This window comes from Stutzerimonas decontaminans, assembly GCF_000661915.1.
In the GTDB taxonomy this organism is placed as follows: domain Bacteria; phylum Pseudomonadota; class Gammaproteobacteria; order Pseudomonadales; family Pseudomonadaceae; genus Stutzerimonas; species Stutzerimonas decontaminans.
This window is the reverse complement of the sequence record NZ_CP007509.1, coordinates 2782926-2802486: the sequence shown is the minus strand read 5'-3', so window position 1 is coordinate 2802486 and position 19561 is coordinate 2782926. Positions and strand designations below refer to the sequence as shown.

Annotated in this window: 18 protein-coding genes and 2 tRNA genes; 9 read left to right on the top strand and 11 right to left on the bottom strand. The window is 62.6% G+C overall.

The window, feature by feature from the left end:
• Window positions 1-10: 10 nt before the first annotated feature.
• Window positions 11-1222 (top strand): O-succinylhomoserine sulfhydrylase, encoded by a 1212-nt coding sequence (locus UIB01_RS12825; RefSeq protein ID WP_038661060.1) that lies wholly within the window; start codon window positions 11-13, stop codon window positions 1220-1222.
• Window positions 1223-1294: 72 nt separating this feature from the next.
• Here the strand turns inward: UIB01_RS12825 and gspD are convergent, their stop codons facing one another.
• On the bottom strand, window positions 1295-3229 hold the full coding sequence (gene gspD, locus UIB01_RS12820) for a type II secretion system secretin GspD (protein WP_038661057.1): 1935 nt from the start codon (window positions 3227-3229) through the stop codon (window positions 1295-1297).
• Window positions 3230-3232: 3 nt separating this feature from the next.
• Window positions 3233-3877: a type II secretion system protein N gene (locus UIB01_RS12815; protein ID WP_038661054.1), complete on the bottom strand. Its 645-nt coding sequence runs from the start codon at window positions 3875-3877 to the stop codon at window positions 3233-3235.
• 256 nt (window positions 3878-4133) lie between these two features.
• Between UIB01_RS12815 and UIB01_RS12810 the strand changes: the two genes are divergently transcribed.
• Together UIB01_RS12810 and UIB01_RS12805 are read left to right on the top strand one after the other, a co-directional pair.
• A tRNA-Val gene (locus UIB01_RS12810) sits at window positions 4134-4209 on the top strand.
• Between the two features lie 37 nt (window positions 4210-4246).
• Window positions 4247-4323 (top strand) — tRNA-Asp (locus UIB01_RS12805).
• A gap of 148 nt (window positions 4324-4471) precedes the next feature.
• Here UIB01_RS12805 and UIB01_RS12800 read toward each other — a convergent pair.
• From UIB01_RS12800 to oscA, 5 genes are all read right to left on the bottom strand, one after another.
• Window positions 4472-5479 carry a sulfate/molybdate ABC transporter ATP-binding protein gene (locus tag UIB01_RS12800; RefSeq protein ID WP_038661051.1) on the bottom strand — a complete coding sequence of 336 codons (1008 nt, stop codon included), beginning with the start codon at window positions 5477-5479 and terminating at the stop codon, window positions 4472-4474.
• 2 nt (window positions 5480-5481) lie between these two features.
• Window positions 5482-6357, bottom strand: coding sequence for a sulfate ABC transporter permease subunit CysW (cysW, locus tag UIB01_RS12795; protein WP_038661048.1), 876 nt, complete (start codon window positions 6355-6357; stop codon window positions 5482-5484).
• A gap of 13 nt (window positions 6358-6370) precedes the next feature.
• Window positions 6371-7186: a sulfate ABC transporter permease subunit CysT gene (cysT, locus tag UIB01_RS12790; protein ID WP_038661045.1), complete on the bottom strand. Its 816-nt coding sequence runs from the start codon at window positions 7184-7186 to the stop codon at window positions 6371-6373.
• Window positions 7187-7442: 256 nt separating this feature from the next.
• Entirely contained in the window at window positions 7443-8441 is a 999-nt protein-coding gene (locus UIB01_RS12785) for a sulfate ABC transporter substrate-binding protein (protein WP_038661042.1), read from the bottom strand.
• Window positions 8442-8710: 269 nt separating this feature from the next.
• Entirely contained in the window at window positions 8711-8890 is a 180-nt protein-coding gene (gene oscA, locus UIB01_RS12780) for a sulfur starvation response protein OscA (RefSeq protein WP_015278694.1), read from the bottom strand.
• A gap of 257 nt (window positions 8891-9147) precedes the next feature.
• Between oscA and UIB01_RS12775 the strand changes: the two genes are divergently transcribed.
• Window positions 9148-9723, top strand: coding sequence for an RBBP9/YdeN family alpha/beta hydrolase (locus tag UIB01_RS12775; protein ID WP_038661037.1), 576 nt, complete (start codon window positions 9148-9150; stop codon window positions 9721-9723).
• A gap of 47 nt (window positions 9724-9770) precedes the next feature.
• Window positions 9771-10409, top strand: a complete 639-nt coding sequence (locus UIB01_RS12770; protein ID WP_038661034.1) for a peroxiredoxin — start codon at window positions 9771-9773, stop codon at window positions 10407-10409.
• Window positions 10410-10620: 211 nt separating this feature from the next.
• On the opposite strand, the gene UIB01_RS12765 is transcribed toward UIB01_RS12770, so the two are convergent.
• On the bottom strand, window positions 10621-11457 hold the full coding sequence (locus UIB01_RS12765) for an isocitrate lyase/PEP mutase family protein (protein ID WP_038661031.1): 837 nt from the start codon (window positions 11455-11457) through the stop codon (window positions 10621-10623).
• 296 nt (window positions 11458-11753) lie between these two features.
• Between UIB01_RS12765 and UIB01_RS12760 the strand changes: the two genes are divergently transcribed.
• Window positions 11754-12800 (top strand): threonine aldolase family protein, encoded by a 1047-nt coding sequence (locus UIB01_RS12760; RefSeq protein WP_038661028.1) that lies wholly within the window; start codon window positions 11754-11756, stop codon window positions 12798-12800.
• A gap of 108 nt (window positions 12801-12908) precedes the next feature.
• Here the strand turns inward: UIB01_RS12760 and UIB01_RS12755 are convergent, their stop codons facing one another.
• Window positions 12909-13817 (bottom strand): LysR family transcriptional regulator, encoded by a 909-nt coding sequence (locus UIB01_RS12755; RefSeq protein ID WP_038661025.1) that lies wholly within the window; start codon window positions 13815-13817, stop codon window positions 12909-12911.
• Window positions 13818-13917: 100 nt separating this feature from the next.
• On the opposite strand from UIB01_RS12755, the gene wrbA reads away from it, so the two are divergent.
• The 3 genes from wrbA (at window position 13918) to UIB01_RS12740 (ending at window position 18157) form a co-directional block, all read left to right on the top strand.
• A complete protein-coding gene (gene wrbA / locus UIB01_RS12750) occupies window positions 13918-14544 on the top strand; it encodes an NAD(P)H:quinone oxidoreductase (RefSeq protein WP_038661022.1) in 627 nt (208 codons plus the stop codon).
• Window positions 14541-15776: an MFS transporter gene (locus UIB01_RS12745; RefSeq protein ID WP_038661019.1), complete on the top strand. Its 1236-nt coding sequence runs from the start codon at window positions 14541-14543 to the stop codon at window positions 15774-15776. Before wrbA ends, UIB01_RS12745 begins: the two co-directional genes overlap by 4 nt.
• Before the next feature lie 251 nt (window positions 15777-16027).
• On the top strand, window positions 16028-18157 hold the full coding sequence (locus tag UIB01_RS12740) for a putative bifunctional diguanylate cyclase/phosphodiesterase (protein WP_038661017.1): 2130 nt from the start codon (window positions 16028-16030) through the stop codon (window positions 18155-18157).
• Window positions 18158-18160: 3 nt separating this feature from the next.
• Here UIB01_RS12740 and UIB01_RS12735 read toward each other — a convergent pair whose 3' ends face one another.
• Together UIB01_RS12735 and UIB01_RS12730 are read right to left on the bottom strand one after the other, a co-directional pair.
• Entirely contained in the window at window positions 18161-18493 is a 333-nt protein-coding gene (locus UIB01_RS12735; protein ID WP_038661014.1) for a protealysin inhibitor emfourin, read from the bottom strand.
• 9 nt (window positions 18494-18502) lie between these two features.
• On the bottom strand, window positions 18503-19546 hold the full coding sequence (locus UIB01_RS12730) for a M4 family metallopeptidase (RefSeq protein WP_038661012.1): 1044 nt from the start codon (window positions 19544-19546) through the stop codon (window positions 18503-18505).
• Window positions 19547-19561: the final 15 nt, after the last annotated feature.

Here is a 19561-nt window from a genome sequence, read left to right as displayed (position 1 = left end):
AGGTATAGCTATGACGACTGAATGGCAAGCTGGCCGTCTGGACAGCGATCTACAGGGTGTCGGGCTCGACACTCTGGCGGTGCGCGCCGGGCAACGACGCACGCCGGAGGGCGAGCACGGTGAGCCGCTGTTCTTCACCTCCAGTTATGTGTTCCGCAGTGCTGCCGATGCTGCGGCCCGCTTTGCGGGTGATGTACCGGGTAATGTCTATTCGCGTTACACCAACCCGACCGTGCGGGCTTTCGAAGAGCGTATGGCGGCGCTGGAAGGCGCTGAACAGGCGGTTGCTACGGCGTCCGGCATGGCGGCCATTCTCGCTACCGTCATGAGTCTCTGTTCGGCCGGTGATCATGTGCTGGTGTCGCGCAGTGTATTCGGCGCCACCGTTTCGCTGTTCGAGAAGTACTTCAAGCGCTTCGGGGTGCAGGTTGACTACGTCCCGCTGACCGATCTTTCCGCCTGGGAATCGGTGTTCAAGGAGAACACCAAGCTGGTGTTCGTCGAGTCGCCATCCAACCCGCTGGCCGAGTTGGTGGATATCGCCGCGCTGGCGCAACTCTGTCATGCCAAGGGGGCGATGCTGGCGGTCGATAACTGCTTCTGCACGCCGGTGTTGCAGCAACCGCTGGCACTGGGTGCCGATATCGTCATTCATTCCGCGACGAAGTACATCGACGGTCAGGGCCGCTGTTTGGGTGGTGTCGTTGCCGGTCGTAGCGAACAAATGAAGGAGGTGGTCGGGTTCCTGCGTACTGCCGGGCCGACGCTCAGTCCGTTCAACGCCTGGGTATTCCTCAAGGGGCTGGAAACGCTGCGGCTGCGCATGCAAGCGCACTGCACCAGCGCTCAGGAACTTGCTGCATGGCTTGAGCAGCAGCCCGGTATCGAGCGCGTCTACTATGCGGGTTTGTCCAGCCATCCACAGCACGAGCTGGCGAAGCGTCAGCAGAAGGGGTTTGGTGCGGTGGTGAGCTTCGAGGTTGCCGGAGGCAAGGAGGCCGCATGGCGCTTCATCGATGCGACTCGACTGATCTCGATCACGGCCAATTTGGGCGACAGTAAGACCACCATCACCCATCCTGGCTCGACCACACATGGTCGGTTGTCGGCCGAGGATCGTGCGACCGCAGGCATCTCGGACAGCCTGATTCGGGTAGCGGTCGGTCTGGAAGACGTCGTTGACCTCAAGGCCGATCTAGCTCGCGGTCTCGCCGCGCTCTAAGTTGCGTATACAGCATTCCGTGGCCCAGCCTGCGTAAGCAGGTCTGGGCGCGAAGCGGTTTGGTCCTGATCTTTACTGACGCAGATCGATCGCCGGTGCGGGTTCGCCCCGTCCGTCGAACAGTTGCGCAGGATTCGCCGGCAGGATGCTGGGGCTGGCTGAGTCCGTTTCGATAACCCGTATATCGCTATATTTCTTCCCGGAAAGAGCCGCCAGACCGGCCCGGTCGCGAATGACCGTGGGTCGCAGAAATACCATCAGGTTGCGTTTGATGTGGGTCTCCTGCGTCGAGCGGAACAGTGCGCCCAGGAATGGAATGTCTCCGAGCAGCGGCACCTTGGCGTTGGTGCGGGTGACGTCGTCCTGAATCAGGCCGCCGAGCACGATGACCTGGCCATCCTCGGCAAGGATGGTGCTCTTGATGGCGCGCTTGTTGGTCACCAGATCCACTGCCTGCGCCGTCAGGCTGGCGCTGGGTGCAATTGAGGAGATTTCCTGCTCGATCTGCAGGCGCAGTGTCGCGCCCTCGTTGATATGCGGGGTTACCTTGAGCGTGACGCCGATGTCCTGGCGCTCGATGGTGGTGAACGGGTTGTTCGCTCCGGCTGCATCGGTGGTGTAGGAGCCGGTCTGGAACGGCACGTTCTGCCCGACGAGAATTTCCGCTTCCTGATTGTCCAGCGTCAGCAAGCTTGGCGTGGACAACAGATTGCTCTTGCTGTTGGAGGACAGTGCGGTAATCAGCGCGCCAAAGCTGCGGGTGCCGACGCCGATGATCGCGCCATCGGGCAGGTTATCGGGGATTTCGTTCTCGTTGATCGCGTTGAGCACGCTGCCTACCGAAATACCGGTGTTGCCGAAGCTGATGCCGCCGGCGCCGCCAGTGCTGCCGCGTGCGTCCACCGCCCACTGCACGCCGAGAGCGTCAGTGATGTCGCCTGATACCTCGACGATTGCGGCCTCGACCATCACCTGGGCCCGAGGTACATCCAGCTGCCGGACGATGCTTTCCATGGTGCCGATCAGCTCCGGGTCGGCGAGCAGTACCAGGGCATTCAGGCTTTCGTCGGCACGGATCAGGATGTTTTGTGGTCGGGTTGTCGCGGTTTCGCCGCTTTCGGGATTCTTCAGCCCTTCGGAAATGTCGCCGAGGGTTTCGGCTAGCGATTTCGCATCGTTGTGTCGTAGGCGGATGACGCGTGTGTTGGCCGAGCGCGTGGTCGGCGTGTCGAGGGTCTGCGCCAGCGAGGCCAGCTTGCCACGGGCTTCGCTGGGACCGATGAAGATCAGTCGGTTGGTGCGCGAGTCGGCGATGATCTGTACGCCGGCAGTGGTTTTCGCTTCACCGCGCATCAGTGAGTTGCGTAGCACCTCGGCGATATCCACAGCCCAGCCATGTTGCAGGTTGAGCACAGCGTAATCGTTGCTTTCGGCTCGATCGAGTTGGCGCACCAGATCCTGAATGCGGGCGATGTTGGCGCTGCGGTCGCTGATGATCAGTGCGTTGGCAGACGAGACGGCGGCGAGATGACCGAACTGCGGCACCAGCGGACGGATCAGCGGTATCAGTTCCGCGGCGGACGTGTGCTGTACCTGAATCACTCGAGTTTCCAGCTGGTCACCGCCGGACGGGCCGCCGCCTGCCTCGGCTTTGGCTTCGGCGTTCGGCACAACGCGAGCCACGTCGCCCTGGGTTAGTACGCTGAAGCCATGCGTGGCCATGACCGAAAGAAACAGCTGATACACCTCGCTCAGCGACAGCGTGGCGTTAGAAACCACGCTGACTTGACCCTTCACACGCGGGTCGACGATAAAAGTCTGGCCGCTAAGTTGGCTAACCTGATCGATGAAGGCGCGGATATCCGCATCCTTCAGGTTGATGGTCCAGCCATCCTGTCGGGTATTGCTTGGCTCGATACCAGGCTCGGCGGCAAGCAATGGGAGGGGGGCGGCCAGCAGGCTGGTGGCGAGTAGGGCAAGCAACGGGCGCGAAAAAGGCTTCGGCATCGGTCAATCGTCTTCCATGGGCTGGTCGTTGGCGGGAGTGGCATCGGGCTGGTTGACGGCGTCTTCCAGCTGCTGGCGCAAGGTGTCCATCTGTTGCTGCATCAGCTGCGTTTCGTCGTTCGGTGGCTCGGCATAGGGTGCTTCGTCCTGATAGGACGTGTCGCTCAGTTCGTCGGGAATGTAGCTTGGTGAGCGGGTCTGCGGGAAATGCAGGACCTCAACGGTGCCGTTACGCGACAGTTCGACTCGATCAGGGTAGACCTTGTGCAGGCTGACACCACTGGCCAGCTCCTCACCCTGCCAGTAAAGCCTAGGTGGCTGTCCGTCGACCTGGACGATGGCGCTGGAGCGCTGCGGTTCTGCATGCACGAAGCTGCCACGCAGGGTGAACCCGCTGGCGGCTGCGGAGGGGGCGACCGTATCGGATGGGGCGGGCGAGCCGAAAAGTATCTCCAACCGCTGCATGTCCGGTCCGCCCGGGGTCCCGCCGCCTTGCTCATAAATATCCGCCGGAGCAGGGGGGCGGGACAGCGTCATCCATTGCTCGATCTGCGTCGCGAGATAGAACGCGAACAGGCAGAGAAGCACGGTGCTGATTATCAGTGGGGTGTAGCGGCGGTAATTGCGCAGTTTTCCCGGCAGTGGCAAGCGAAATACTCCGTGGCGCTTTTGTTGTTCGGTTCCCTGTTCGCGGGCAGCCTCTGTCAGGCGATACAGCACTTTTAGAACACTTTCGAAGATGCCGCAGCTAATTTGCAGCCAGCCTTGGCAGACCGAGAGTGCGCCGGCAAGGTTACAAAGCGACGTGGCAGCACCAGTTGACCACAGTTTCTTAAAAAAAATTCAATGCTGTTGTTGACTTAGCATAGGGGGGTGAGTAAATTGCGCGCCTCGCAAGGCGATCGGCTGATTAGCTCAGCTGGGAGAGCACCTGCATCACACGCAGGGGGTCGGCGGTTCGATCCCGTCATCAGCCACCAACCTTTGTGAGATTTCGGACGAAAGTCCGGCCGACGCGCAGCGGTAGTTCAGTCGGTTAGAATACCGGCCTGTCACGCCGGGGGTCGCGGGTTCGAGTCCCGTCCGCTGCGCCATATAACTCCGCTCACTTCCTTTGGAAGTGATGAGACAAGAGAAGCTGCCCAAGGGCAGCTTTTTTTGTGCCTGTCGAAAAACGCTGCCCACCGCTCAGCCTCTAACGGCCGGGCAATTGGCACATCGACAAACGCCGCAACTCAGTAATCAAACGCAGCCCGACCATGGCAACCCTGATTGCCCGGTGCTAACGATCGGCATGAAAAACAAGGTGGTGCCGCGCTGCACGCCCACGAGGCTGGCGTGGTCGTTGCCGACTTCCGCCTCGATCGGCTCGGCCTGACCGGCCACCTTGAGCGTGACCCGGGTCAGCGCACCAAGCGGGCGGATATCGCGTACCTCGCCGGCCAGGTGCTCGGCCACCGCTTCGCGACTCAGGGCAACCTCGTGCGGGCGGAACAGCACACTGCGCTGATCGTCCAGCTGCAGACGATTGGCGTCGCCGAGAAAGTGATAGACGAACTCGCTGGCGGGGTTGGCGTAGACCTCCGCCGGCGTGCCGATCTGCTCGATCACGCCCTTGTTCATCACCACGATGCGGTCGGCGACTTCCATCGCTTCTTCCTGATCATGGGTGACGAACACGCTGGTCAGATGCACGTCCTCGTGCAGGCGGGCCAGCCAGCGGCGCAGTTCCTTGCGCACCTTGGCGTCCAGCGCACCGAAGGGTTCGTCGAGCAGCAGCACCTTGGGCTCGACCGCCAGCGCACGGGCCAGGGCGATGCGCTGGCGCTGGCCGCCGGAGAGCTGCTCGGGGTAGCGGTCGGCGAGCCAGTCGAGTTGCACCAGGCCGAGCAGTTCATGCACCTTCTCGGCGATCACCGCATCGCTCGGCCGCTGCTTTTTCGGCTTCATGCGCAGGCCGAAAGCGACGTTTTCGAATACCGTCATGTGGCGGAACAGTGCGTAGTGCTGGAAGACGAAGCCGACATTGCGGTCGCGCACATCGCGGCTGGAGACATCTTCGCCATGGAAGACGATGCTGCCGCTGTCCGGCGTTTCCAGCCCGGCGATGATGCGCAGCAGGCTGGTCTTGCCGCAGCCGGACGGGCCGAGCAGGGCGACAAGTTCGCCGCTCTGGATATGCAGGTTGATCGCCTTCAATGCCTGGAACTGGCCGAAGCGCTTGTTGATGTGGCTGATCTCGATCGACATGGTCATTCCTCGGCGTTGGCGTGCAGGCGGGCGATACGCGACTCGCTCCACTGCTTGAGCAGCAGGATCACCAGCGCCAGGCCCAGCAGCAGGCTGGCCACGCTGAACGCGGCGACATGGTTGTATTCGTTGTAGAGAATCTCGACGTGCAGCGGCAGGGTGTTGGTCAGCCCGCGGATATGTCCGGAGACCACCGACACCGCGCCGAACTCGCCCATGGCCCGCGCCGTGCAGAGCACCACGCCGTAGATCAGCCCCCATTTGATGTTCGGCAGGGTGATATGCCAGAACATCTGCCAGCCGCTGGCGCCGAGAAGCCGCGCGGCTTCCTCCTCGGTGCTGCCCTGTTCCTGCATCAGCGGGATCAGCTCGCGGGCGACGAAGGGCACGGTGACGAACAGCGTCGCCAGGACGATGCCCGGCACGGCGAAGACGATCTGGATATCGCGATCACTCAGCCACTCGCCGAAATAGCCCTGGGCGCCGAACAGCAGCACGTAGATCAGCCCGGCGATCACCGGGGAGACCGAGAACGGCAGGTCGATCAGGGTGACCAGCAGGCTCTTGCCGCGGAACTCGTACTTGCTCACGCACCAGGCGGCGGCGACGCCGAACACCAGGTTCAGCGGCACCGAGATGCCCACGGCGAGCAGGGTCAGCTTCAGCGCGGCGAGGGCGTCGGGCTCGAAGATCGCGCTGAAAAAAGTGCCGAAGCCCTGCTTCAGTGCCTCGCTGACGACGATCAGCAGCGGCAGCAGCAAGAACAGCGCGAAGACCAGCCAGGCAGCGGCGATCAATAGCCGACGGCCGAGGGCGTTGCCGCGTCGTGTGGCATTGGCGGTGCTGTTTGCGGTCCCCGATAGGGAAGCGGTAGTCATGTCGGTGGCCTCTTCAGGAATGCGCGATGCGGCGCTGCAGCAGGTTGATGAGCAGCAGCAGGACGAACGACACCACCAGCATCAGCACGCCGATGGCCGTGGCACCGGCGTAGTCGTACTGATCCAGCTTGACCATGATCAGCAGCGGCAGGATCTCGGTCTTCATTGGCATGTTGCCGGCGATGAAGATCACCGAGCCGTACTCGCCGACCCCGCGAGCAAAGGCCAGCGCGAAGCCGGTGAGCCAGGCGGGAAGCAACGCCGGTAGCAGCACGTGACGAACCACCTGTAGCGGACGCGCGCCGAGGCAGGCTGCGGCTTCCTCGACTTCACGCGGGATGTCGGCCAGCACTGGCTGAATGGTGCGCACCACGAAGGGCAGGGTGACAAAGGTCAGCGCGAGGGTGATGCCCAGCGGGCTGTAGGCAATCTTGAAGCCCAGGTCGGTAGCGAACTGACCGATCGGCCCGTTCGGTGCGTACAGCGCGGTCAGCGCAATGCCGGCCACCGCTGTCGGCAGGGCGAAGGGCAGGTCGATCATCGCCTCGATGATCTTGCGGCCGGGAAAGCGATAGCGCACCAGCACCCAGGCCAGCAGCGTGCCGATGATGCCGTTGAGTACAGCGGCGACGAAGGCGGTGCCGAAGCTGAGTTTCAGTGCCGCCAGTACACGCGGCGCACTGACGATGGCGATGAACTGCGCCCACGAGAGCTCGGTGGTCTTGAGAAACAGCGCACCCAGGGGAATCAGCACCAACAGGCTGAGGTACACCAGGGTGTAGCCCAGCGTCAGCCCGAAGCCGGGTATGACGGAGGTAGATCGGGACATGGACGTTGCCTTTATTCGAGCGACTGGCGTGACGAGCGCAGCCTGCAGGGTGCAAGTCGCCTTTCACTTCCACCATCGCCCTCCGGGTGGGAGCGATGGTGGATCGGTGAAGCGCGATCCACCCTACGAACTGCCGAGCAAGGTGTCAGCTGAAGCGAAGCGTGTAGGGTGGAAGTCGCTTTTTACTTCCACCGGCGGCCCTCTCCGGGGGCGATGGTGGATCGATGAAGCGCGATCCACCCTACGAAGCCACGGCCTACTGCGTCTGGTAGATCTGGTCGAAGATGCCGCCATCATTGAAGAACTTCGGCTGCGCGGTCTTCCAGCCGCCGAAGTCCCCGTCGATGGTGACCAGCTTCAGCGCCGGGAACTGGTCCCTGAACTCGGCGGCCACGCTCGCGTTGCGCGGCCGGTAGAAATTCTTCGCCGCGATGCGCTGGCCTTCCTCGCTGTACAGGTAGTTCAGATAGGCCTCGGCCAGCGCCCGCGTGCCCTTGCGCTCGACGTTCTTGTCCACTACTGCCACCGGTGGCTCGGCAAGGATCGACAGCGAAGGCGCGATGATCTCGAAATCATCACCGCCCTGTTCCTTCAGGGCCAGGAAGGCCTCGTTCTCCCAGGCCAGCAGCACGTCGCCGATGCCGTTGTTGACGAAGGTGACAGTCGAGCCGCGGGCGCCGGTATCGAGCACCGGCACATTCTTGTAGAGCTTCTCGACAAAGGCCTGGGCCTGCTGCTCGTCGCCGAATTTCTGCTGGGCGTAGGCCCAGGCGGCGAGGAAATTCCAGCGCGCACCGCCAGAGGTCTTCGGGTTCGGCGTGATCACCTCGACGCCCGGCTTGACCAAGTCGTCCCAGTCCTTGATGCCCTTCGGATTGCCCTTGCGAACGAGGAACACGATGGTCGAGGTATAGGGCGTGCTGGCGTCCGGCAGGCGGGTCTGCCAATCCTCGGGGATCAGTTTGCCGAGGCGGTGCAGTTCATCGATGTCGCCGGCCAGCGCCAGCGTCACCACGTCGGCACGCAGCCCATCGATTACCGCACGGGCCTGCTTGCCCGAGCCGCCGTGGGACTGTTGAACCTTGATCGGCTCATGGCCCTGGGCCTGCCAGTGCTTGTTGAAGGCATCGTTGAATTCCAAGTAAAGCTCGCGGGTCGGGTCGTAGGACACGTTGAGCAGGGTGTCGGCGGCCAGCGCGTGGCTGCCGATCAGCGCGCTCGCCAGGGCGGCGAGGGCGAAGCGACGAATGGACATGGTGCAGCTCCTGAAAAAACTAAATTTGGTATGTGTTGGCGCTTCAGGTGCGGTCGCGTGAATCCCGCTGGGAGACAGGCAGAGCGAGGCAGAAGCCAGCCTGAGCTGGTTGCTACGTAGATTGCCTGTGTCAGGTGGTTTTCATCGATCCGATTAGCTCCGCATTCGCGGACGACAGCTGCAGTACCGGTGCGTGTTCATGGTCTCGGCTCGTTTCATGGTCACGCCCTCCGGTGGTCCAGTCGGGCTGATGGATGGGGTAGGTAGAGTCAGGCGTTCTTGGTGGTCGGCTGCAGGCGAAACTTCTCCTTGCGCTCGATCTGCACCACCTGGCCGTTGTGCACGGTGATTTCCACCGAGCCGAACTTGAGGCCGTGCAAGGCACTGTGGATCTCGCGCAGGATGCTGGCTTCGTCCTGCCCCTCGAGGTTGCGAATGGTCGCGGTCATTTCGGTTCTCCGTGAAAGCCTTTCGTGACGGCCGAAACGGCCGTAGCCAGCAAGGCGTGGAGCGGATAATAGGGATAGCCGAAATATTCTTAAAAATATTGTTTAAGAACATTTATAGATCTTTAAGGAATAAAGCGGGTGCAGCCGAGAGGTGTGCTCTATATGCTGATATAGAATAATTAAAGAATTTCTTATTCTTTTTCAGTTGGCTCTGCGTCTGCCTAGACTGGCCACCATGAATCACAGGAGGCGCCGATATGCGCAGCATCCGTTATCTGATCGTGCCGGGCTGGCACGGCTCGCCCGATGAGCACTGGCAGAGCCATTGGCATCGAACCCTGCCGGGCAGCGCACGGGTGGAGCAGCAGGACTGGCTCCTACCGCGCCGCGAAGACTGGGTCGCCGAACTGCAGCGCAGCATCGCTGCCAGTGCCGAGCCGATCATCCTGGTGGCGCACAGCCTTGGCTGCATCACGGTTGCGCACTGGGCGGCGCAGGCGCCTGCGCTGCTGCTGCAACGGGTGCGCGGTGCCTTGCTGGTGGCACCCGCGGATGTCGAACGCAGCGGCTGCCCGGAAGCGTTGCGCAACTTCGCGCCGATCCCTCGCCAGCCTTTGCCATTCGCCAGCCTGCTGATCGGCTCGGACAACGACACTGCCGCCAGTGCCGCGCGTGCCGTCGAGATGGGCCACGCCTGGGGCAGCGAGACCACGATCCTGGCCGGCGCCGGGCATATCAATGTGGCCTCCGGACATCGGCGCTGGGAGCAGGGCTTCGCCAGCCTGTACCGCTTGCAGAGCCGGATCGAGCGACAGGCGCAACGGCGCGCCTGAATCGCTATCAACCAATGCCGCAACCCACGCAAGAAAGGAGAACGAAGATGAGCATCCGCCTCGGCGACATCGCCCCCGATTTCGAACAGGATTCCAGCGAAGGCCGCATCCGCTTCCACGAGTGGCTGGGTGACAGCTGGGGTGTGCTGTTCTCGCACCCGGCCGACTTCACCCCGGTGTGCACCACCGAACTGGGCTTCACCGCCAAGCTGAAGGACGAGTTCGCCAAGCGCAACGTCAAGGCCATCGCCCTGTCCGTGGACCCGGTGGATTCGCACATCAAGTGGATCGACGACATCAACGAGACGCAGAACACCCGCGTCAACTTCCCGATCCTGGCTGATGCCGACCGCAAGGTCTCCGAGCTGTACGACCTGATTCATCCCAATGCCAACGACACCCTGACGGTGCGCTCATTGTTCGTCATCGACCCGAACAAGAAGGTGCGTCTGACCATCACCTACCCGGCGAGCACCGGGCGCAACTTCCACGAGATCCTGCGGGTGATCGATTCGCTGCAGCTCACCGACAACCACAAGGTCGCCACCCCGGCCAACTGGCAGGACGGCGATGAGGTGGTGATCGTGCCCTCGCTCCAGGACGAGGAAGAGATCAAGCAGCGTTTCCCGAAAGGCTATCGCGCGGTGAAGCCGTACCTGCGATTGACCCCGCAGCCCAACCGGTGACCGAATTCAGTCCGAAGACGCCTTCGGCCGCAGCCTGCTCCGCGAGTGCTGCGGCCGTCTGGTAAACCCAAGCGGTGCGGCCCCTTGAATAACCCGAAAGCTGGTGAGAAACAGCTGGTTGCCTTGGGCTGTCAATTCAGTTTTCTACGTTGCAATGTCAGCAGCCGAGCGCCCGCACTACGTTCCGGCGTGAACGGGGCATCACTGACCTTCATGCCCGGTCGCGTTTTCCAAATAGCGCGTCGAGCTCGGCTCCGGAGGCCGCGTTAGCAAAGCCATCGAACCGTCCATGCTCGGCGATAGACCGTGCCGCATGCAGAAAGCCGGCCCATGCCGCCCGCGCCAAGGCCCCGCCGACGCTGATGCGCCGGACGCCGAGGTCGGCGAGGTCCTGAACGGTCAGGTCGCTATTCCAGCCGATCAGTACATTGACCGGCTTCGGCGCGACCGCCGCGACGACGGCGCTGATCTGTGCGCGGGTCTTCAGGCCTGGCGCGTACAGGCAGTCGGCCCCTGCGTCGGAGTAGGCTTTCAGGCGTGCGATGGTGTCGTCGAGATCAGGGCGATCCACGAAGAAGTTCTCGGCGCGCCCGATCAGCAATGTTTCGCCTCCGCTGGCGTCGATCGCCTCACGCGCCGCGCACATCCGCTCGGCTGCCTCGGCAAGCTCGCGTAATGGCTCGCGCGGGTCGCCTGTGGAGTCCTCGATGGAAACACCCGCCACGCCGGTCCCGACTGCCATTTGCACGCTTTCGGCCACACCTTCAGGCGTTTCGGCATAGCCACTCTCGAAATCGGCGTTTACGGGCAGGTCGGTGACTTGGGCCATATAGCGCATATGGGCAAGGACTTCGTCGCGCGGCATCTTTCCATCGGCACGGGCACATGACCAGGCGTAGCCAGAACTGGTGGTCGCCAGCGCCTTGAAACCGAGACCTGCGAGAACGCTCGCGCTACCGGCATCCCAAGGGTTGGGCAGCACGAAGCAGCCCGACTGGTGCAGCGCACGAAAGGCGGCACGTTTTTGAGAGACAGTGGGATGATCCATGAAAGCTCCTGGTTGGTCATGTGGGCGGGGCGCAATGCTTTTCGATTTGCCGCAGCGCGTCGTCAAAGACTAGATGGGATATCGCGCGCTGTGATTTCTGGTGATCAGGACGGTCCAGCGGGAAACACTCATCCGTACTCTGAAGTAAGTGCTGAAGGCGCGGTTGTTATGACCCGCGAAAGTATCCACCCCATGCGTGGCCGTCCGGCACTCCCGTTTGCGCTCGCATGGCCTGAGTTCTAAAACGTACTGTGCAGCGACCAACTGCCCGGCATCGCCAATACGACGAGGACTTGATGACGACCGACAAACAGCAATTTGCCAGCGACAATTATTCCGGCATCTGCCCTGAAGCCTGGGAGGCCATGGCGAGGGCGAACCAGGGCCACGACAGAGCATACGGCGACGACCAATGGACCGCCCGCGCGGCTGACCAATTCCGCGCGTTGTTCGATACCGACTGCGAAGTGTTTTTCGCCTTCAACGGTACGGCGGCCAATTCCCTGGCATTGTCGTCACTTTGCCAGAGCTACCACAGCGTGATCTGCGCCGACATCGCGCACGTCGAGACGGATGAATGCGGTGCACCGGAGTTCTTCTCCAACGGCTCCAAGTTGCTAATCGGCAGGACCGAGCAAGGCAAGCTGACGCCCGCTGCCATTCGCGAGATCGCCCTGAAGCGCAAGGACATCCATTACCCCAAGCCGCGCGTGGTCAGCCTGACCCAGGCCACGGAGGTCGGGACCGTCTACCAGCCCGAAGAACTGCGGGCCATCAGCGACACCTGCAGGGAGCTCGGTCTTCATCTGCACATGGATGGCGCGCGCTTCGCCAATGCCTGCGCTCACCTGGGCATGTCGCCCGCCGAGCTGAGCTGGAAAGCCGGCGTCGACGTGCTCTGTTTCGGCGGCACCAAGAACGGCATGGCGGTGGGCGAGGCCATCCTGTTCTTCAATCGCGAACTGGCCACCGATTTCGAGTACCGCTGCAAGCAGGCCGGGCAGCTCGCCTCCAAGATGAGATTTCTTTCGGCACCGTGGGTCGGACTGCTGGAAAACGGCGCGTGGCTGAGATACGCCGAACACGCCAACCGTTGTGCCCAGCTGCTTGCCGAGTTGATTCAACCGTTGCCTGGCGTCGAGTTGATGTTTCCGGTGCAGGCCAATGGCGTCTTCGTCAGCCTGCCGCCATCGGCACTGGAGGCGCTTAGGAACCGCGGCTGGATGTTCTACACCTTCATCGGCGTTGGCGGTGCTCGCTTCATGTGCTCGTGGGATACCACCGAAGCGCGGGTGCGGCAGCTGGCCGATGACATACGCGCGGTTGTAACCGCCGCTCAATAGGTGTGGGCAACCCGGTGGCGCCGTTTCGAGGTGGTCTCGGCAATGCGCGGCAGCGCCCGTTTGAAACTGTGCGCGGTTGGAGAGGGCCGGCGGAGCGATGTCGCGATACTAGGGCCTGGTTTGCTCTAGCAGTGCACGGCGGAACGCCTGAGCCACAGGCCCAAGCGGTTCGTCCAAGCGATGTGCCAGATAGGCTTCGGACTGCACCTCGCTGTTTCTGCCAAGATCGGGGATGGCGACACGCGCCAGCCGCCCTGAATCCAGATCATCCTGAACCTGCCACGCCGGCAGCCTTCCCCAGCCGAGCCCGGCGCGAATCAGCGCGGCCTTCGCCTCCTGGGTGTTCACTCGGCAGGTGAAGGGTGACAGAACGCCGAATGAGCGGCCCTCGGAGAGTGGCGTGGGGTCAGCCAGCACGATTTGCAGGTGGCCGGCGAGATCCGGCAAACCAAGTGGCGCACGGCTGCCAAGTTCGGCGAGCGGATGATCGTTGCGCACCACCGCAATCTGCCGAATCGAGCCGATTGCCTCCAGCACCAGCCGGGGGTTTCGGAAATCCTCCCCGACGACGATTGCGAGCGTGCAGCGCTTTTCATCGAGCGCTGCGATGGGTCCACCCAGGGCCTGTGACTCCAGACGAAAGCTGGTGGAAGGAAATTCGATGCTGGTCTGGGTGAGTGCCTGCGCCACCGATTCGAGCGAAAACAGGGTATCCACCACCAAGGCCAGCTCCAGTTCCACACCGGCACCAAGCGCTCGAGCACGAGCGCGCATGGCATCGGCGCGCAGCAGGATGTCACGCGCATGGGCCAGCAAGGCCTCGCCCTGCGGTGTAAGCACAGGACGATAGCCGCTGCGATCGAAAAGCTGCAGGCCGAGCTCCGATTCCAGATTCGCGATTGCATGGCTGATGGCCGACTGCACGCGCAGCAGCCGTGCGGCGCCGGCTCTGAAGCTGCCGCTGTCGGCCACGGTTACGAACGTACGAATCTGATCCAGCGTCAATCCGTCGAGCATGATCTTCTCCGCAGATCGAGTTGATCAGAATTTAATCACTATTTGTGAGCGTTTTTAATGGTTAGCCTTGCTGTCGTCAACGTCACAGAGGATCGCAGTGATGACGAAGGTACTGGTGCTCTATTACTCCTCCTACGGTCACGTCGAGGCGCTCGCGCAGGCTGTCGCCGAGGGTGCCCGTGAGGCAGGTGCGCTTGCAGACGTCAAACGGGTGCCCGAGCTGGTACCCGAGCATGTCGCTCGCAAGGCCGGCTACAAGACGCTCCAACCCGCAGGCGCAGCTAGTGTGTCGGAGCTACCGAACTACGACGCTATCGTGATCGGCACGCCGACCCGCTTCGGCAACATGGCAGCGCAGATGAAGAACTTCCTAGACCAATGTGGCGGCCTATGGGCTGAAGACAAGCTGGTCGGCAAAGTGGGCAGCGTCTTCACCTCGACAGGTAGTCAGCACGGCGGCCAGGAGAGCACGCTCCTGGCAACGCACACGGTACTGCTTCACCTCGGCATGGTCGTGGTCGGGCTGCCGTACAGCTTCAAGGGCCAGCTGCGGATGGACGCCATCACCGGCGGGACACCCTATGGCGCTTCGACACTCGCCGATGATGGCAGTGGCGGTGACCGCCAGCCGAGCGAGAACGAGCTGCAGGGCGCGCGCTTCCAGGGTGCGCATGTCGCGCGTTTGGCCGCTGCCCTGGCGGGGCATCCGGTTGGGCGGTCGCTGTGAGCGCGGCGCCCCTTGTGCCGCGCCAGCGCTTAATCGTCTGGACCATTCTGGGTAGCGGCGTCGTTGCGGCCTTGCATCTGGGCAAGGCGGCAATCGCCACACCGTTGCTGCAGACGGACTTGGGGGTGAGTCTCGGCCAAGCTGGCTGGCTCACCGGCATCTTTGCGGTGCTCGGTCTGCTCGGCGGCGCACCTGCCGGTGCGGTGGCGGCGGCAGCCGGCGGCCGGAGAACCATGCTGCTGGGGCTGGGCATCACGGCACTCGCCGGAGCTGCGGGCGGCGTGGCACCTTCGTTCGGCCTTCTGCTGGTTTCCAGATTGCTGGAGGGGCTGGGGTTCCTGCTGATCATCGTCGCCGGTCCGGCGATACTCGAGCGCCTGCTGAGCGGTGTGGCGCGGGACAAGGCGTTCGCGCTTTGGAGCTGTTTCATGCCATGCGGGATGGCGCTTGTGATGGTTGCCGGGCCGCTTTTCCCAGGATGGCGCTGGCTCTGGTGGGCGAGTGCTGCACTGGCCATACTCGCCGCTGCGCTCGTTCTGTACTGCATACCCCATGATGATTCGCTCGGTATGCCGAGACGGATACTCGGGGACATCCGGCAGGTGCTGCGTTCCAGAGCGGCCGCGTTGCTGACAATCGTTTTTGCGCTGTACAGCCTGATGTTCTTCGCACTGTTCAGCTTTCTGCCGGTTCTGCTGATGGAGCGCATGGACATCAGCTACCGCGGCGCAGGCCTGTTGAGCGCTCTGGCGAGCGTGGTCAATGCTGGCGGGAACCTTGCCGCGGGGTATCTGATGGCCCGCGGCTTCGGGCGAAGCGCCGTGCTGCTATTCGCCAGCGGTGTCATGGGCGCCTCAGGGCTTGGCATCTTCCTCGGTTTGTTCGACGCACCGGCGACGTTCCTGTTGTGCTTGCTGTTCTCCATGATCGGTGGATTGATCCCGGCGACGTTGCTGGCTACTGCGACGCTGGCGGTGCGTGACGCCATGCTCGTACCCATCGCGGTCGGCCTGATCATGCAGGGAAGCAATTTCGGCCAGCTCTTCGGCCCGGCCGTGGTCGGCAGCGTGACTGCTGCGTTTGGCTGGAGCGCTGCCGGCGTGATCGTATTGCTCGCTGCGACAGCCGCCTGCTTAACCGCACTACTTTTGCGCACTGCGCTTGAGCACAGCGACCCTGCGCAAGTGAAACGTGTCGCCATGGGGTCGGCAACGACATCCGGGAAGCGCTGACCCGAGGACTCTGCGAGCGTGGCTGCATACGGCGGGAACCTGTCTGGGCACCAAAGTGGCGCACGTGGATGGCACGCTGACCTTCGAATGCGCATTCGTGGGGCGTCACGAGCATCAAGGCTGGTCGCAGCCCACGAAAATGCGGGCAGTCCGGCTGGAGCGCTTCTTGCTCGGTACTGGCTTTCTGCCTTTTCTGCTCTTTCATCTGCGTTGATACGAATGAGCTAGAACATCACTGCAAGCCTGACCCAATGACTCTTGATCCTTCTGCCAACGGTCCGAGCAGCCTGCTCTCCTGTGAAGTGCTAGACCGCCCTCGGGTGCTCGACACCTTGGTCAATAACCTCGAAGGCATGGCCTACCGCTGCCGCAACGATGCGTCGTGGACGATGATCTTCGTCAGCCAGGGCGCGCTGGGGGTGTGCGGCTACAGTGCTGCGGAGCTGGTTGACGATACGAACGTCTCTTGGGAACAGATCACCCATGCGAATGATCGGCTGCGTGTGCGCCGCTGCATCGAGCAGGCCATTGCCAAAGTGGGGCGTTTCTCCGTGCATTACCGGATACGTACCGCCTCGGGAATCCTCAAGTGGGTCATCGAGCGTGGCGTCGCGGTGCCGGACGAGCAGGGGGAGATCGTCGTCGAAGGTTTCATCGAGGACATCACCGCGCAGCGCGCCGTCCTCGATGCACTGGAGCAGGCCGAACTGCGTTATCGCAGCATCTTCGAGAATGCCTCCGAGGGCATTTTCCAGTCGACCCGTGACGGTCGATACCTGGCCGCCAATCCTGCTCTTGCACGCATATACGGGTACGACAGCGCCGCCGAACTGGTGGCCGATTTGGCTGACATAGAGCGTCGTCTGTATGTCGAGGCCGGACGTCGTGAGGTGTTCTGCCAGCTCATGGAGCGCCAGGGCGAGGTGCTCAATTTCGAGTCCGAGGTGTACCGCCGGGATGGCGCGCGTATCTGGATATCCGAAAACGCCCACGTGGTGCGCGGCGCCAATGACGAATTCATCTGCTATGAAGGCACCGTGCAGGATATTTCCGAACGCAAGCATTATCAGCAGCAGCTCGAGCGCCAGGCCAACCATGATCTGCTCACCGGGCTGCCCAATCGCATCCTGCTCAATGACCGTATCGAGCAGGGGCTCGCACGTGCGGCACGTTTGGGTTACTACCTGACTCTGGTGTTCATCGATCTGGACAACTTCAAGTTCATCAACGATGGCCTCGGTCATGTCGCCGGTGATGAGCTGCTCAAATGCATCGCTGCCCGGCTTGCCGCCAGCCTGCGTGGTTCCGATACCATTGCGCGGGTCGGTGGTGACGAGTTCGTGCTGGTGCTCAGCGATCACTACCGCATCAGCACGGTCATTTCGCTGCTGGAGCGTGTGTTGAACGAGATCTGGCGGCCGGTCACGCTGGCCGGGCGCGAATTTCAGGTCGGCGCGAGCCTCGGCGTGGCGATGTTTCCGGATGACGGCGAGGATGCGCAAACGTTGCTCAAGCATGCCGACATCGCCATGTATGCCGCCAAGAAGCGCGGTCGCAACAATTTCCAGTTCTTCACCCACGACCTTAACAGGATCGCCGACGAGCGCCTGAACCTCGAGGCGGCGATGCGCGTTGCGCTTGAGCGGGATGAGTTCACGGTGCATTACCAGGCGAAGGTCGATGCCTCGCGACGGATCGTCGGGGTCGAGGCGCTGGCACGTTGGACCCATGCAGAGTTGGGCGTGATCGGGCCGGATCGCTTCATTCCGGTAGCGGAGGAGAGCGGGCTGATCATGCCGCTGACGCTGGCCGTGTTGCGCCGTGCCTTCCGCGATGCCCGGCAGTGGAACCTGGGGCGGGCTATTCCGCTAATGGTCGCGGTAAACCTGTCGCCGCTGTTGTTTCTCGGTGACGATGTGGTGGATCGCGTCTGTACAGCGCTGGATGACGAAGGTCTGCCAGCGAATCAGGTCGAGCTGGAAATCACCGAAACGGTGTTTCTCGGTGACGACACCCGCGCCGTCTCGATTCTTGCCGAGTTCAAGGCACGTGGCTTCCGTCTGGCGATGGATGACTTCGGCACGGGCTACTCCGCGCTCAGCTATCTGCGACGTTTTCCGCTGGACATCATCAAGATCGACCGTTCGCTGGTGACCGGGCTCGAGCAGGAGGAGGAGGTGGCGATGATCGCCAGCGCCGCCATTTCGCTGGGCAAGAGTTTGCGCAAGACCGTCGTCGCGGAGGGTGTCGAGAACGCCGCGCAGTTCGACTTTCTTCGCCGTAACGGTTGTGATGAGTTTCAGGGGTACCTGCTCTCCCGGCCGCTGCCGGCTGCGCAGTTCACTGCTTTGCTCGCGGCAGGCGGTGTTATCCATTTCTAACCTTTAGGTCGAGCCGCCAGGGATAGCGCCGTCTTGCCAGAGTTGCCGCAGCGCCTGCGGGGCGCGTTCCTCGGCGATCTGCAGGATCAGCTCGGCATCGCTGTTCTCGCGACGATAGTGAAGTTCCACCCTGAAAAAGCGCTGGTCGCCATGGCCGACATTCTTGCTGGCAACCGGCAGGCACTGCTCGAGGACCGAGCAGAGACCCTGACGCTGGTCCGCGCTGCAGTCGGCGAATTCGATCTGTCGCGTTCGCGCCAAGCCAGGCGCGGCGGCGAAACCACCCTGGCGCGATACGCGCAATGAGGCGTCCTGACCGATCGCTGGCATCTTCATACTGCCTCCTTAGCGTGTCGTAACGCCCACCGAGAACCACGCCTCATGCAGCGCCTGAACCTGCGGTGATTGCCGGCCGAACAGCTTCGTGGCATGGGCAAGGGTTGCGCTGGCGAACGTCACGAAATCGGCATCGTTCGGCAGTTGCGGATCGCAGATCGTGGCGTACCAGATTCGCCCGGCCTGCTCCCAGGCATAGCCGCCCAGCGCGCTGGCGAAGAGATAGAACGCGCGGTTGGGGATGCCCGAGTTGAGATGCACGCCGCCGTTGTCCTCACGGGTATCGATGAAGTCGCGCATGTGCGCCGGCTGCGGATCGCGACCGAGCAGCGGGTCGTCATAGGCAGTACCGGGATTGGCCATGGAGCGCAGCGCCACACCCTGGACCTTCTCGGTGAGCAGCTCGGCGCCGACTAGCCAGTCCGCCTCGGCGGCGGTCTGCCCAAGTGCGTGCTGTTTGGTGAGGACGCCGAACACATCCGAGATGGATTCGTTGAGCGCTCCGGGCTGGTTGAAATAGACCAGCCCGGCTTCACTTTCGATCACGCCGTGTGCCAGTTCGTGGGCCACCACATCCAGCGAGCGGGTAAAGCGCTGGAACAGCTCACCGTCGCCGTCGCCGAAGACCATCTGCTCGCCGTTCCAGAAGGCGTTCTCGTAGCCTTGGCCGTAGTGCACGGTGCCAATCAACGGCATGCCCAGGTCATCGATCGAGTCCCGTTGCAGGACCTGCCAGAAGAACGCATAGGTTGCGCCAAGGGCGTCATAGGCCTCGTCTACGGCCGCATCACCGCTGGCTGGCTGGCCTTCGCGGCGTCGCGGCGTACCAGGCAGTTGCATGCGCTGTTCGGCGTCATGGATTCGCCGCTGTGGATGGCCCGGCGTGCGCTGTTCGCCAAGCTCGGCGATTGCCGTGGGGCGAGGCGGGCCGGGGTTAGGCAGCAGGCTGTGAACGTGATCGAGGGTTTGCCGGGCGCACCCGCGCTGATAGGGCGAGCCGTGGTCGATGATGCGGTCGAGTATGTACGGCGGGATGAAGGAACGAATCTGCACCTACAGTACTCCTGG